The organism is Nocardioides sp. DN36 (assembly GCF_055380375.1).
This window is the reverse complement of the sequence record NZ_AP043823.1, coordinates 36557-51922: the sequence shown is the minus strand read 5'-3', so window position 1 is coordinate 51922 and position 15366 is coordinate 36557. Positions and strand designations below refer to the sequence as shown.

Sequence of the window (15366 nt, the reverse complement as noted above, 5' to 3'; positions counted from 1 at the left end):
CGAAAACCGGTCGATCCGCCACCCCTGCGCTACGTAATGTGGACGGGTGCGCCACCTCCCCCTCGACCACCCCGGAACCCCCGACCACCGGTCGCCGGGTCGATTCCTCTGGTGGATGGCCAAGGGGCAGTGGCGCACGCTCGTGATGGGGATGCTCTTCGGCATCGTCTGGATGAGCTCGCAGGCCGTGATGCCCGCGGTGATCGGCCGCGCCATCGACCGCGGCGTCGCCGCGAAGGACGGCCGCGCCCTGCTCGTCTGGTCGATGGTGCTGCTCGCCATCGGGCTGGTGCAGGCGGCCAGCGGCATCATGCGGCACCGGTTCGCGGTCACGAACTGGCTGACCGCCGCCTACCGGACCGTCCAGCTGGTCGGCCGCCAGACCGTGCACCTCGGTGGGACGCTGCCGCGCAAGGTGTCCACCGGTGAGGTGGTCGCGATCGGCACCAACGACCTCTCGCACCTCGGCCAGGTCATGGACGTCACGGCCAGGTTCGCCGGCGCGATCGTGTCGTTCCTGCTGGTCTCGGTGATCCTGCTGAGCACCTCGGTGACGCTGGGCCTGGTCGTGCTCGTCGGGGTGCCGGTGCTGATGCTGCTCATCGGTCCCCTCCTCTCGCCGCTGCAGCAGCGCAGCTCCCGGCAGCGGTCGCTGATGGGCGAGCTGTCGAACACCGCCAGCGACATCGTCGGCGGCCTCCGGGTGCTGCGCGGCATCGGCGGCGAGCAGGTCTTCCACGACCGCTACCGCCGCGAGTCGCAGGCCACCCGCCGGGCCGGCGTCGAGGTCGCGAAGCTCCAGTCCCTGCTCGACGCGCTCCAGGTGTTCCTGCCCGGCGTGTTCGTCGTGGTCGTGGTCTGGCTCGGTGCCCGGTACGCCGTCGAGGGGCGCATCACCCCGGGCGAGCTGGTCGCGTTCTACGGGTACTCGGCCTTCCTGATGATCCCCCTGCGCACCGCGACGGAGTACGCCAACAAGTTCATCCGGGCCCGCGTCGCCGCCCGCCGCGTGTGCCGCGTCCTGGCGCTCACGCCGGACGTCACCGACCCCGAGGTCCCGGCCGCCTCGCCGCCGGTGGGCTCGAGCCTGTACGACGTCCGCACCGGCCTGCGGGTCCGCGCCGGATCGCTCGTGGCCGTGGTCAGCGAGCAGCCCGACGAGTCGGCCGCGCTGGCGGACCGGCTCGGACTTGCCGCCGCCGAGGTCGACGACGACGTGCGCCTCGGCGACGTGCCGCTCACCTCGCTGGCGCGCGCGGAGGTCCGGCGCCGGATCCTCGTCTCGGACACGGGGGCGACGCTCTTCTCCGGCCGGCTCGCCGACCGGATCGACGTCACCGGCTCGGGCCGGGTCCGTGAGGCGCTCGACACCGCCTCGGCCGCCGACATCCTCGAGGCGCTGCCCGCCGGGCTCGACACCATCGTGGCCGAGCGCGGTCGCACGTTCTCCGGAGGCCAGCGGCAGCGGCTGGTCCTGGCCCGGGCGCTGACGATGGACCCCGAGATCCTCGTGCTGGTCGAACCGACCTCGGCCGTGGACGCCCACACCGAGGCCCGGATCGCGTCCCGCCTGCGTGCGCAGCGCGCCGGCCGCACCACGGTCGTGACCACGAGCAGCCCGCTGGTGCTGGACTCCGTCGACGAGGTCGCGTTCCTGCGTGACGGGCGCGTCGTGGCCACCGGGCGGCACGTCGACCTCCTCGAGAGCGACCCCGTCTACCGCGCCGTCGTGACCCGCGAGGGCGAGCCGCCGACCACCGATGGGACGCCGGCCCACGAGGAGGCACTGCGATGAGCACCCCGGACACCCGGCTGCCGGTCGCGTCGACCGCGCAGGTGCGCCGGTACGCACTCTCGCTGACGCGGCACCACCCGCGCCTGCTCTGGTCCGCGGTGACGCTGCACGTGCTGGCCGCCCTCGCCGGCCTGGCCGCGCCGCGCCTGCTCGGCGACCTCGTGCAGTCGGTCGAGGAGGGCACCACCACCGACCACGTCGACACGATCATGCTGGTCCTCGCCGGCTTCCTGCTCGTGCAGACCGTGCTGACCCGCTACGCGCGCTACGTCAGCCAGGTCCTCGGCGAGCAGGTGCTGGCCGAGCTGCGCGAGGACTTCGTCGGCAACACCCTGGCGCTCCCGGTCGGCGTGGTGGAGTCGGCGGGCTCCGGGGACCTGCTCACCCGCACCAGCCGCGACGTCGACCAGCTCGGCTGGTCGGTGCGGATGGCCCTGCCGGAGTGGACGATCGCGGTCATCACCGCCGTCGTCACGTTCGTGGCCGCGATCAGCGTCGGCTGGTGGGTCGCGCTGCCCTGCGTGCTCGGCATCCCGCCACTGGTGATCGGCCTGCGGTGGTACCTCGCCCGCGCCAAGGACGGCTACCTGCGCGAGAGCGCGTCGTACTCCGCGATCAACGCCACGCTGACCGAGACCGTCGAGGGCGCCCGCACCGTCGAGGCGCTCGGCACCGGCGACGAGCGCATCCGCGCGATCGACGAGGACATCGCGGAGTCGTACGCCGCGGAGCGCTACACGCTCTGGCTGCGCACGGTCTTCTTCCCGAACATGGAGATCTCCTACCTGATCCCCACCGTGGCGACGCTGCTGTTCGGGGGCTGGCTCTACACGCAGGGCCAGGCCTCGCTGGGCGACGTCACCACCGCGACGCTCTACGTGCAGATGCTCATCGACCCGGTCGACCGGATCGTGTCGATCCTCGACGAGCTGCAGATCGGCGCCGCCTCGCTGGCGCGGCTGCTCGGCGTCGCGCAGGTGCCCGACGACCGCGAGGTCACGGGCCGGGAGCCGGCCGGCGAGGAGCTCGACGCCGAGGACGTCAGGTTCTCGTACGTCGAGGGGCGCGACGTGCTGCACGGGGTCGACCTGTCGGTGGGCGTGGGCGAGCGGATCGCGATGGTCGGCCCGTCCGGCGCCGGCAAGTCCACGCTGGGCAGGCTGCTCGCCGGCATCCACCCGCCGCGCACCGGCTCGGTGACCGTCGGTGGCGTCGGCCTCACCGAGCTGCCGCTCGACGACCTGCGTGGTCACGTCGCGCTGGTGACCCAGGAGCACCACGTCTTCGTGGGGACCCTGCGCGAGAACCTCGCCCTGGCGGCGCCGCCGGGTGCCACCGACGCCGACATCCGCGGCGCGCTGGCGGCCGTGGACGCCCTCGACTGGGTCGACGCCCTGCCCGAGGGGCTCGACACCCTCGTCGGCTCCGGCGGTCGCGCGGTCACCGCCGCCCAGGCCCAGCAGATCGCGCTGGCCCGGCTGGTGCTCGCCGACCCGCACACGCTGGTGCTCGACGAGGCGACCTCGTTGATCGACCCGCGCGCGGCCCGCCACCTCGAGCGCTCGCTGGCCGCGGTGCTCGAGGGCCGGACCGTGATCGCCATCGCGCACCGGCTCTTCTCGGCCCACGACGCCGACCGGGTGGCCGTGGTCGAGGACGGCCGGATCGCCGAGCTCGGCTCGCACGACCAGCTGGTCGCGGCCGGCGGCTCCTACGCCGCCCTCTGGGACTCCTGGCACGGCCGCTCCTGACCCCCCACCGGCACGCCGAGTCGGCGCTGGTTGACGCCCCAGGCCCGCCAGGTCGGCGCTCGTTGACGCCCCAGGCCCGCCGAGTCGGCGCTCGTTGACGCCCCAAGCCCGCCGAGTCGGCGCTCGTTGACCTGCGGATGGTCAAGCAGCGCCGACTCGGCGTGCTCCTTGTCGCCGTGACAGTGGCTCTGTCAGGGTTGAGGACATGAAGCTCTCCATGCCGCTCGTGTACGCCGGGAACCCCCGCGAGACCGCCGACCAGGTGGCCGGGCTGGAGAAGGCGGGGCTGGACACGATCTGGGTGGCCGAGCCCTACGGCTTCGACTCCCCCACGCTGATGGGCTACCTCGCCGCGAAGACCGAGACGGTCGAGATCGGGGCGGGCATCCTCAACGTCTACTCCCGCACCCCGGGCGCGCTGCTCCAGACCGCGGCCGGACTCGACAACGTGTCGGGCGGCCGCGCGGTGATCGGCCTGGGCGCCTCGGGCCCGCAGGTGATCGAGGGCTTCCACGGCCTCCCCTACGACAAGCCCCTCGGCCGCACCCGCGAGGTCATCGAGATCATCCGGATGGGCCTGCGTCGCCAGGCGCTCGTGAAGGACGGCATCTTCAAGATCCCGCTGCCCGAGGACCAGGGCCTCGGCCTCGGCAAGCCGCTGAAGCTGCTCAACAAGCCCGAGCGGCCCGTCGTACCCCTCTGGGTCGCCGCGCTCGGCGACAAGAACGTGCAGATGACCGCCGAGGTGGCCGACGGCTGGCTGCCGTTCCTCTTCCACCCCGAGAAGGCCAAGGACGTCTGGGGCGAGTCGCTCGCGAAGGGCACCGCCAAACGCTCCGCCGACCTCGGCCCGCTCGAGATCAGCGCCGGGGGCATGGTCGCGATCGGCGAGGGCCCCGAGACCAAGGCACTCCTCGACTTCATGCGCCCGATGTACGCGCTCTACGTCGGCGGCATGGGTGCTCGAGGCACGAACTTCTACAACGACCTCGCTTGCCAGTACGGCTACGAGAAGGAGGCGAAGGAGATCCAGGACCTCTACCTCGGCGGCAACAAGCGCGACGCCGAGGCGAAGGTGCCGCTGGAGTGGCTCGAGGCCGGCAACCTGGTCGGCCCGGCCTCCTACGTGAAGGAGCGGATCGCGGCCTTCCGCGAGGCCGGCGTCACCAGCCTTCAGGTCTCCCCCGCCTCCGACGACCCGGCCGGCACGATCGCCCAGGTCAAGGAGTGGGTGGCGTGACCCGCCTCTCCCGCAGGAGGTACGCCCTCCTGCGGGAGATCCGCACGCTCGACCCCGAGCGCGACGCCGACCGGATCGTCTGGCTGACCAGCCGGCACGAGTTCCCGTGGGACTACACGCAGGGCACCGGGATCGCGTTCCTGCGCGACTACGGCATCCCCTCGATCTCGCGGCTCCTCGACCAGACCCGCCAGTTCGAGGACGCCGGCGTCAAGAGGTACGACGACACGCTGCTCTTCGCCGAGGAGGCCTCGGTCGAGGGCATCGACTCGGACCGCTCGCGCGCGGCCGCGCGCCGGCTGAACCGGATCCACGGGCACTACGACATCCCGAACGACGAGTTCCGCTACGTCCTCGCCACCACCATCGTCGGGCCGGTGCGGTGGATCGAGGAGTTCGGCTGGCGTCGGCTCGACCCGGTGGAGCTGCAGGCCCTGGCCCGGTTCACGACCCGCTTCGGCGAGCTGATGGGCATCAAGGACCTGCCGACGACGTACGACGGCTACCTCGAGCTGCTCACGTCCTACGAGCGTGAGCACTTCGCGTTCGACCCGGCCAACCGGCGGGTCACCGAGGCGTCCCTGCGCATCGCAAGGGAGACCGCACCCCGCCCGCTCCGGCCGGTCGTGCGCCGGGTGACGATCGCCCTGATGGACGAGCCGCTGCGCGAGGCCCTCGGGATGCCGCGCCAGCCGGCGTGGTTCGTGGCCGCGGTGCGGGGCGGTCTCCGGCTCCGGGCGCGGCTGCTGCGGCTCGCCCCGCCGCGGCGGGCGGCGTACCACCACCGGCCGTCGACCTACCCGCAGGGCTACCGGGCCGGCCTCGATGCTTGATGAGCTGAACGATCGCGACCGGGCCCGCACCGCTTGAATCGTGACAGCGATGCTGTAACAGTGGCGCTGTCACCGTCGACCGGCCGCCGCAGCCCCAGGAGGACTCATGACCGCACCGTTCTTCGAGCAGGAGCACGAGGACTTCCGGGCCAGCGTGCGCTCCTTCCTCGAGCGCGAGGTCGTGCCGTTCCACGACCAGTGGGAGCAGGACGGACAGGTCAGCCGCGAGGTCTGGACCAAGGCCGGCGACGCAGGCCTGCTGTGCTTCGACGTCGACGAGGAGTACGGCGGGATGGGCACCCGCGACTTCCGCTACAACATGATCGTCAGCGAGGAGATCGGGCGCATCGGCGCGAGCGGGCTCGGCTTCCCGGTCCACACCGACATCATCGTCCCATACATCAGCAGCCTCGGGACCGAGGAGCAGAAGCGACGCTGGCTGCCCGGGCTGGTCAGCGGCGAGCTGATCTCGGCGATCGCGATGACCGAGCCCGGCGCCGGCAGCGACCTGCAGGGCATCCGGACCACGGCCGTCGACAAGGGCGACCACTACGTCCTCAACGGCTCCAAGACGTTCATCAGCAACGGGATCATGTCCGACCTGGTCATCGTGGTCTGCCGCACCGACCCGGAGGCCGGGCACCAGGGCATCAGCCTGCTCGTCGTCGAGCGCGGCATGCCCGGCTTCGAGCGCGGCCGCAACCTGGACAAGATGGGGCTCAAGGCCCAGGACACCGCCGAACTGTTCTTCGACAACGTCGAGGTGCCCAAGGCCAACCTGCTCGGCGAGGAGGGCTCCGGCTTCATCTCGCTGATGGTCAACCTGCCCCAGGAGCGGATCTCGATCGCCGCGATCGCCGTCGCTGCCTGCGAGCACATCCTGCGTCTGTGCCTGGACTACGCCAAGGAGCGTGAGGCCTTCGGCCGCCCGATCGGCAAGTTCCAGCACAACCGGTTCCTGCTGGCGGAGATGGCCACCGAGGTCCACATCGCCCGCGTGTTCGTCAACGACTGCGTGACGAAGCTGAACGCCGGCGAGGTCGACACCTCGCTCGCGTCGATGGCGAAGTGGTGGACCACAGAGCTGCAGAAGAAGATCGTCGACCAGGGCGTGCAGCTGCACGGCGGCTACGGCTACATGATGGAGTACCCCATCGCGAAGGCCTACGTGGACAGCCGGATCCAGACGATCTACGGAGGCACCACCGAGATCCAGAAGGAGATCATCGGGCGCAGCCTCGGGATCTGAGCCCGGGGACCCGCCTTCAGCCGGCGTACTCCTCGCGCAGCCGGCCCTTGACCATCTTCCCCGTGGGCGTGCGGGGCAGCTCGTCGCGGAACAGGATCTCCCGCGGCACCTTGTAGTGCGCGATCCGGTCGCGGGCGTACGCCGTCAGCTCGGCGGCGAGGGCCTGCCCGGCCTCCACCCCGGGCGCAGGCTGGACGAACGCCACCACCCGCTCCCCCATCTCCTCGTCGGGGACGCCGATCACGGCGATGTCCACGACGGCCGGGTGCAGCGAGAAGAGGTCCTCGACCTCCTGGGGGTAGATGTTCACCCCGCCGCTGATGATCATGAACGCCAGGCGGTCGGTGAGGTACAGGAAGCCGTCCTCGTCGACGAACCCGAGGTCGCCGACGGTGGTCCACGTCGGGTGCTCGGGGTGCTGCGTGCTCGCGGTCTTCTCGGGGTCGTCGTGATAGGCGAACGGCACCTGCTCGCGCTCGAAGTAGATCTTCCCGACCTCGCCCGGACCGAGCTCGGCACCGTCCTCGCCGCACACGTGCAGCACGCCCAGCAGCGCCTTGCCCACCGAGCCGGGGTGGGCCAGCCAGGTCTCGCTGTCGATCATCGTGGCGCCGTTGGCCTCGGTGGAGGCGTAGTACTCCTGCACGATCGGTCCCAGCCACTCGATCATCCGCCGCTTCACCTCGACGGGGCAGGGCGCAGCCGCGTGCACGACGCACCGCAGCGACCCCACGTCGTACGACGCCCGGACCTCCTCGGGCAGCTTCAGCAGGCGGACGAACATCGTCGGCACCATCTGGGTGTGCGTGACCCGGTGCTCCTCGATCGCGCGCAGCGCGGCCTCGGCGTCGAACCGCTCCATCATGACGAGCGTGCCGCCGAGCGCGTGCACGACGCCGCCGAAGCGCAGCGGGGCGGCGTGGTAGACCGGCGCCGGTGAGAGGTAGACGGTGTCCTGGCCGAAGCCGTAGAGGCCACCGAAGATCGTCACGTACATGTAGCCCGGCTCGTCGACCCGGATCGGGGGCAGGTCGACCTTCACCCCCTTGGGGCGGCCCGTCGTGCCCGAGGAGTAGAGGAAGTCGTCGCCGTGCGGCTGCTCGGCGAGCGGCTCGTTGCCGGCGGCAGCGAGCGCGGCCTCGTAGTCGCCGAACCCGGGCACCGGCCCGCCGTACGCCAGCCGCTCGCCCACCTCCACGTCGAGCCCGGCGACCACCTCGCTCTTCGCAGCGGAGACCACCAGCGCCGTCGCGCCGCAGTCCCGGACGATGTACGACGCCTCGTCGGCCGACAGGTTGTGGTTGACCGCGGTGACGTAGAGGCCGGACCGCAGGCAGGCCCAGTAGACCTCGTAGGCCTCGGGGGTGTTGTCGCTGAGCAGCGCGACCACGTCGCCCGTGACCAGGCCGCGGCCCTGCAGGTGCCGGGCCAGCCGGAGGCTGCGGTCGTCGAGCTCGGCGTAGGTCAGGGTCCGGCCCGAGTCGGCCATCACCAGCGCGGGCTTGTCCGGAGTGGTCGCGGCCCAGGTCCCGGGATACATGAATCGAGACTAGCGGGGCCGCGTGGTCTAGTCGGGCCATCCCGATCGCCCCATCGATGGCCCCATCTGGCGATGAATTGAGGCTCGGGACGGGGTCTGATCGGGGGAAACCCCGATGCGACCGTCCCCACCTTCTGATGGAGTTCTCCCATGCATCGTCAGATCGCCGGCAAGCTCACCGGCCCCGTCACCAAGTGGATCGTGCTGGCCGCCTGGCTGGTCATCGTGGTCGTCGCGAGCGGCTTCGCCGCCAAGCTCACCGACGTCCAGAACAACGAGTCGTCCTCCTGGCTCCCCGCGAGCGCCGAGTCCACCCGCGCGCTCGACAAGCTCGACGTCTTCCAGGACCCCAACAACCTCCCCACCACCGTGGTCTACGAGTCCGACTCAGGCCCGCTCAGCAAGGCCGACCTGGCCCAGATCGAGAGCCAGGCCAAGCAGTTCGCCGAGATGAAGGGCGCCGTCCCGCGCAGCGTGATCAGCCCTGTCACAGCCCAGAAGCTCGGGGTCGAGGCGGTCTCCCAGGACGGACAGGTCGCCCAGACGCAGGTCACGTTCAACTTCGGCAAGAACGGCTGGAACAAGATGCCGGACGCCGCCAGCGAGCTGCGCGACATGGCGGCCATCGACGGCGTGACCATCCACATCGCCGGCCAGGGTGGCCAGGCGGCAGACTCGGCCAAGGCCTTCGAGGGCCTCGACAGCACCCTGCTCTTCGCGGCCGGCGCCGTGGTGATCATCATCCTGCTGCTGACCTACCGCAGCCCGGTCCTGTGGATCCTGCCCGTGTTCTCCGCGGTCGTGGCGCTCTTCACCGCCCAGGCGGTCATCTACTTCCTCGCGAAGTACGCCGACCTCACCGTCAACGGCCAGAGCCAGGGCATCCTGACCGTGCTGGTCTTCGGCGCCGGCACCGACTACGCGCTGCTGCTCGTGGCGCGCTACCGGGAGGAGCTGCGCCGTCACGAGAACCGGCACGAGGCGATGGCCTTCGCGCTGCACCGCGCCGCCCCGGCGATCGTCGCCAGCGCGGCGACCGTGATCCTCGGCATGCTGTGCCTGCTCTTCGCCGAGATGAACTCCACCGCGGGCCTCGGCCCGGTGGCCGCGATCGGCATCGCCGTCGCGCTGCTCGTCATGATCACCCTGCTGCCCGCGCTGCTCGTGATCACCGGCCGCTGGGTGTTCTGGCCCAAGCGCCCGGCGTTCGGCTCGGTCGAGCCGACGGCATCCGGACTGTGGGCGAAGGTGGGCCGCCGGATCTCCGTGCGACCCCGCGCCGTGTGGGTCGGCACCGCCGTCGCGCTGGGCGTGGCCTGCCTCGGCATGTTCACCCTGAACGCCCACGGGCTGACGACCGAGGAGTCCTACACCAAGGACTTCGACTCGATCATCGGCCAGCGCGCGCTCACCGACCACGGCCTGATGGACCAGTCCAACCCGATGATGGTGGTCGCGAACGCCGACCAGGGCGACGCGGTCGCGAAGGCCCTCTCCGGGGTCGACGGCGTCACCGACGTGCTGCCGCCACGCACCGAGGGTGGTGTCGCCTACGTCCAGGCGACCATCACCAGCGACGCGCTGTCGCAGCAGGCGTTCGACACCGTGTCGGCGGCACGCGACGCCGTGCACGCGGTGCCCGGCGCCGACGCCCTCGTGGGCGGCTACTCGGCGATCTCGCTCGACGTGGAGAACGCCTCCGGCCACGACAACCTGGTCATCATCCCGATCGTGCTCATCGTGGTGATGCTGATCCTGATGGTGCTGCTGCGGGCGGTGCTCTCGCCGCTGCTGCTCATGGGCACCGTGGTGCTGTCGTTCGGAGCCGCGATCGGGATCTCGGCGCTGCTGTTCAAGCACGTCTTCGGCTTCGCCGGCCAGGACGCGTCGTTCCCGCTGTTCGTCTTCGTGTTCCTGGTCGCCCTGGGCATCGACTACAACATCTTCCTGATGACCCGGGTGCGGGAGGAGACCCAGACCCGCGGGACACGGGCGGGCTCGCTGGTCGCCCTGTCGGCCACCGGCGGCGTGATCACGTCCGCCGGGCTGGTGCTCGCCTCGACGTTCCTGGTCCTCGGCACGCTGCCGCTGGTGGCGTTCGTCGAGATCGGGGTCGCGGTCGCCCTGGGCGTCATCCTGGACACGATGGTCGTCCGTCCGGTCCTGGTCACCGCGCTCAACCTCGACCTGGGCAGCAGGATCTGGTGGCCGAGCAAGCTCGACCGCGGCGAGCACACGGTCACCCCGGCCGAGCCCGAGCGCGAGCCCGCGTCGGTCTGACCCGGTCCGCGCGCCGGGCCCCGGGCCTCCCGGGGCCCGGCGCGCGACTAGCCTGAGAGGGATGATCGAGCAGCCGACACCCCAGCAGGTACGCCGTGCGCTCGCCCGCGCCGATCGAGGAGCGGCGCTCGACGTGGACGAGGCTGCCGTCCTCCTCGCCGCCCGCGGCGACGACCTCGACCGGCTGTGTACAGCCGCCGCCCGGGTGCGGGACGCGGGGCTGGTCGCCGCCGGTCGACCGGGAGTGGTCACCTACTCCCCCAAGGTCTTCATCCCGATCACCCGTCTCTGCCGGGACCGGTGCCACTACTGCACCTTCGTCGAGACGCCGGGGCAGGCGGCCCGGGAGGGGCGGGCGCCCTACCTCTCACCCGACGAGATCCTCGACGTCGCCCGTCAGGGTGCGGAGCTGGGCTGCCTCGAGGCGCTGTTCACCCTCGGCGACCGCCCCGAGGACCGCTGGCCCGAGGCCCGCGCGTGGCTCGACGAGCAGGGCTACGACTCCACGCTCGCCTACGTGCGCGCGATGGCGATCCGGGTGCTGGAGGAGACCGGGCTGCTACCGCACCTGAACCCCGGCGTCATGTCGTGGGAGGAGATGAACCGCCTCAAGCCGGTCGCGCCCTCGATGGGCATGATGCTCGAGACCACCTCGCGCCGGCTCTTCGAGAACCGCGGCGAGGCGCACTTCGGCTCCCCCGACAAGGACCCCGAGGTGCGGCTGCGGGTGCTGGAGGACGCCGGCCGCCTCTCCATCCCGTTCACCACCGGCCTGCTGGTCGGGATCGGCGAGACCCTGGCCGAGCGGGCCGAGACGATCTTCGCGCTGCGCGCCACCACGAAGCGGTACGCCGCGGTGCAGGAGGTCATCGTCCAGAACTTCCGGGCCAAGCCGGACACCGCGATGCGCCACGTCGACGACCTGGGCCTCGACGAGTACCGCGCCACGATCGCGGTCACCCGGATCGTGCTCGGCCCGAGGGCCCGCGTCCAAACGCCGCCCAACCTGGTCGACCTCGATGAGTGCCGGGCGCTGCTGGCGGCAGGCGTGGACGACTGGGGCGGGGTCTCCCCGCTCACCCCGGACCACGTCAACCCCGAACGTCCCTGGCCATCGCTCGAGCGACTGCGCGAGGTCTCCTCCGAGTGCGGCTTCGAGCTGCGCGCGCGGCTGACCGTCCACCCCGAGCACGTCCGTGCCGGCGAGCCCTGGCTCGACCCACGCGTCTCCGGGCACGTCGCCGCCCTCGCCGCCGACGACGGCCTCGCCCGCCCCGGCGCACGTCCCGTCGGCCTGCCCTGGCAGGAGCCCGACGGCGGCTTCGCCCACCTCCACGGCCACACCGGCGTCGGGCGCACCGACCTCCACACGACGGTCGACACCGAGGGCCGCACCCACGACCGGCGCTCCGACTTCGACGACGTCTACGGCGACTGGGACGAGCTGCGCGGGCGGGCGCGTGGTTTCGAGACGCTCGCTGGCGCTCGCTCCTCAACCACCGGAACTCCGGAGACCGACGTCCTCCCCACCACCACGCCTTCGGTGGTCGAGGAAGGCGCTCTGGCGCCTGTCTCGAAACCACGCAGCGAGGGGTACGCCGCGCTGGCGGCCGCCGAGGCCGACCCCGGCAACCTCTCCGACGAGCACGCGCTGACCCTGATGACCGCCGAGGGCGACCTCCTCGAGCAGGTCTGCCGGCTCGCCGACGACCTGCGCCGCGAGACCGTCGGCGACGAGGTGACCTACGTGGTCAACCGGAACATCAACTTCACCAACGTCTGCTACGTCGGCTGCCGGTTCTGCGCGTTCGCCCAGCGCCGCACCGACGCCGACGCGTTCTCCCTCTCCCTCGAGCAGGTCGCCGACCGCGCCGAGGAGGCGTGGGACCTCGGCGCCACCGAGGTCTGCATGCAGGGCGGCATCGACCCCGAGCTGCCCGGCACCGCCTACTTCGACCTCGCCGCCGCCGTGAAGCAGCGCGTGCCCGGCATGCACGTGCACGCCTTCTCCCCCATGGAGATCGTCAACGGCGCCACCCGCACCGGCCTCTCCTTCGAGGACTTCCTCATCAAGGCCCGCGAGTCCGGCCTCGGGTCGATCCCGGGCACCGCCGCGGAGATCCTCGACGACGACGTCCGCTGGGTCCTCACCAAGGGCAAGCTCCCCACCAGCACCTGGGTCGAGATCATCACCACCGCCCACCGGGTCGGGATCCCGACCACCAGCACGATGATGTACGGCCACGTCGACAACCCCCGGCACTGGGTGGCCCACCTGCGGGTCCTCTCCCGGATCCAGGACGAGACAGGGGGCTTCACCGAGTTCGTGCCGCTGCCATTCGTGCACACGTCCGCCCCGATCTACCTCGCCGGCGTCGCCCGCCCCGGCCCCACCCTGCGCGACAACCTCGCGGTGCACGCCCTGGCCCGGATCCTGCTGCACGGCCGGATCCCCCACATCCAGACCTCCTGGGTCAAGCTCGGCGTCGACGGCACCCGCGCCATGCTGCGGGCCGGCGCCGACGACCTCGGCGGCACGCTGATGGAGGAGACGATCTCCCGGATGGCGGGTTCCGAGCACGGATCGGCCAAGACCGTCGCCGAGCTCACCGACATCGGCGCCGGCATCGGCCGACCTGTCCGCGAGCGCACCACGACGTACGGCGAGCCCTCCCGCTTGCGCTGAGCCCCTATTACCGGGATCCTCACCTGACGCCCGTCTGCGAACAGTAAAATCGCTCGGGTTCACGGGGCGGCCTTGGGGCCGGACAGGGGTCGAGGGCGGCGATGGCGGGATTTCCGAAGGCTGGCGACGAGTACGGCGGCCGGTACCGCATCCTGCGCCAGATCGGCCACGGCGGCATGGGCATCGTCTACGAGGCCCGGGACACGGTGCTCAACCGGTCGGTCGCGCTGAAGATCGTGCTGCCCTCGCTGCCCGACCGCGAGGACTTCCAGGCCCGCTTCGCCCGCGAGGCCAACGTGCTGGCCCGGATCCGCTCGCGCAACATCGTCAACATCCACGAGTACGGCGAGCACGACGACACCGTCTTCTTCGTGACCGAGTTCTTCCCCGACGGCGACCTCCAGACCTGGATCGGCGCCCACGGCCCGCTGGACCGCCGCGCCGCGCTGTCCCTGGTCGCGCAGGTCTGCGAGGCACTGGCCGACGCCCACGAGACCGGCGTCATCCACCGCGACGTCAAGCCGGGCAACGTGCTGCTGTGGAGCCGTCCCGAGGGGTTGATCCCCTACCTGTGCGACTTCGGCATCGCGCTCGAGGGCGGCGAGAGCCGGGCGAGCCTCACCCGCACCGGCACCCTGATCGGCAGCCCGGCCTACATGGCGCCCGAGCGACACTTCGGCCATGCGGCCGACGAGCGGGGTGACATCTACTCCCTGGGCTGCCTGCTCTGGGCGGTGCTCACCGGCGACGCGCCGTACAGCGGCACCGACTTCCAGATGATGAACTCCCACATCAACGCGCCGGTCCCGCAGCTCGGCACCGGTCACCCGGTCGACGACCGGATCGACGAGGTCCTCGCCGAGGCGCTGAACAAGGACCCGGAGCGGCGTACGCCCTCCGCCGCCGCGATGCGCGCCTCCCTGCTGGCCATCATCCGCGACATCGACGCCGCGGCGGTGCCGCCGCTGCTCCCGCCCGCACCGGTCGGCCCGGACGCCACCGCGCCCCCCGTGCCCCCACCCCCCGCCGCGGAGCCGGAGAGCGGCCGGCGGCCGGTCGAGCCCGCGGCCGCCCCCGCGGCCGCCCCCGCGGCCGACCAGGCGCCCGCCCAGCACACCGTGATCCGGAGCCTGCCCGCGCCGCCACCCACACCCGCGCGCGACCGCGCAGACTCTCCTGCGCCGGACCGCAGGCGGCACTGGCTGCCCGCCACCCTCGTCGCGGCCGGCGCGGTGGCCGCGGTCGCCGTCACCGCCGTCCTCGTCAACGCCAGCCAGGGCGAGCCCGACCGCCCCCGGGCCGACCCCGCACCGGGCGCCGGCGTCGAGCCGACCGCCACCGAGTCGGCCCCGCCGGCCCCGCTGCCCCGCCCCGCCTCCCCGAAGGTCGCCGCGCGCCCGGGCTACCGCTCGGTCGTCTTCGCACTGACGGCGCCCGAGGCGGCCGGTGACGGGGTGGAGCGTCGGGTCGAGGTCCGGACGCCGAACGGCTGGCAGGCGACCGACCGCTTCGCCCTCCCCACCGAGGAGGGCGGCCGACGCGGTTGCGTGAGCGCCCGCACCGTCGACACCGACGACGCCGGCCGGACCGCCACCAGCAGGACCGTGCGCAGCTGCGGCACCGCCCGTCCCCGCACGGTGCGCCTGGTCCGCACCGCCGACGCGTGCACGGCCGGGCCGGGCTGCCACTGGTACAACGTCTACGTCGAGGGCTTCGCCACCGGCGCCAGCCCCCAGGCCTTCGTCTACGACGCCTCCGGGGACCCGTGGTGCGACTGCACCTTCCGCAAGGTCCGCGTCGGCAAGGACGGGCGGGGCGCGCAGGTCCACGAGTGGCAGGTCACCCCCGGGCGCTTCAACGCCAACGTGACACTGGTCGTGGACGGCGTCCGCCAGCAGGTCTTCGTGCCCTGACCGGGGAGCCCCGCGGGCGCCCCGCGGCCCCCTTGCCGAAATGACCGAGGCCACCCGCGCCTCAGGGGCAGCGGGTGGC

9 protein-coding genes are annotated in these 15366 nt (G+C 72.0%); 8 read left to right on the top strand and 1 reads right to left on the bottom strand.

Annotated features, from left to right (window positions below):
- The first annotated feature begins 46 nt into the window (after positions 1–46).
- The 5 genes from ACZ43H_RS01185 to ACZ43H_RS01165 all read left to right on the top strand — a co-directional run bounded on the left by ACZ43H_RS01185 (position 47) and on the right by ACZ43H_RS01165 (position 6868).
- On the top strand, positions 47–1795 hold the full coding sequence (locus ACZ43H_RS01185; RefSeq protein WP_464587064.1) for an ABC transporter ATP-binding protein: 1749 nt from the start codon (positions 47–49) through the stop codon (positions 1793–1795).
- The gene (locus ACZ43H_RS01180; protein ID WP_464587062.1) at positions 1792–3546 is read left to right on the top strand and encodes an ABC transporter ATP-binding protein; all 1755 of its coding nucleotides are present in this window, start codon (positions 1792–1794) and stop codon (positions 3544–3546) included. The genes ACZ43H_RS01185 and ACZ43H_RS01180 overlap by 4 nt, the downstream gene beginning before the upstream one ends.
- 205 nt (positions 3547–3751) lie before the next feature.
- Positions 3752–4786 carry an LLM class F420-dependent oxidoreductase gene (locus ACZ43H_RS01175; protein ID WP_464587061.1) on the top strand — a complete coding sequence of 345 codons (1035 nt, stop codon included), beginning with the start codon at positions 3752–3754 and terminating at the stop codon, positions 4784–4786.
- Positions 4783–5619 carry an oxygenase MpaB family protein gene (locus ACZ43H_RS01170; RefSeq protein ID WP_464587059.1) on the top strand — a complete coding sequence of 279 codons (837 nt, stop codon included), beginning with the start codon at positions 4783–4785 and terminating at the stop codon, positions 5617–5619. Before ACZ43H_RS01175 ends, ACZ43H_RS01170 begins: the two co-directional genes overlap by 4 nt.
- A gap of 106 nt (positions 5620–5725) precedes the next feature.
- A complete protein-coding gene (locus tag ACZ43H_RS01165) occupies positions 5726–6868 on the top strand; it encodes an acyl-CoA dehydrogenase family protein (protein WP_464587057.1) in 1143 nt (380 codons plus the stop codon).
- A gap of 16 nt (positions 6869–6884) precedes the next feature.
- Here the strand turns inward: ACZ43H_RS01165 and ACZ43H_RS01160 are convergent, their stop codons facing one another.
- Complete coding sequence (locus tag ACZ43H_RS01160; RefSeq protein ID WP_464587056.1) at positions 6885–8408, bottom strand: acyl-CoA synthetase; 1524 nt, start codon at positions 8406–8408, stop codon at positions 6885–6887.
- A gap of 150 nt (positions 8409–8558) precedes the next feature.
- Here ACZ43H_RS01160 and ACZ43H_RS01155 point away from each other — a divergent pair, with 150 nt between their 5' ends.
- The 3 genes from ACZ43H_RS01155 (at position 8559) to ACZ43H_RS01145 (ending at position 15287) form a co-directional block, all read left to right on the top strand.
- Entirely contained in the window at positions 8559–10688 is a 2130-nt protein-coding gene (locus ACZ43H_RS01155; RefSeq protein ID WP_464587054.1) for an MMPL family transporter, read from the top strand.
- A gap of 61 nt (positions 10689–10749) precedes the next feature.
- Entirely contained in the window at positions 10750–13374 is a 2625-nt protein-coding gene (locus tag ACZ43H_RS01150; RefSeq protein WP_464587053.1) for a bifunctional FO biosynthesis protein CofGH, read from the top strand.
- 101 nt (positions 13375–13475) lie between these two features.
- On the top strand, positions 13476–15287 hold the full coding sequence (locus ACZ43H_RS01145; RefSeq protein WP_464587051.1) for a serine/threonine-protein kinase: 1812 nt from the start codon (positions 13476–13478) through the stop codon (positions 15285–15287).
- The last annotated feature ends 79 nt before the right edge of the window (positions 15288–15366 follow it).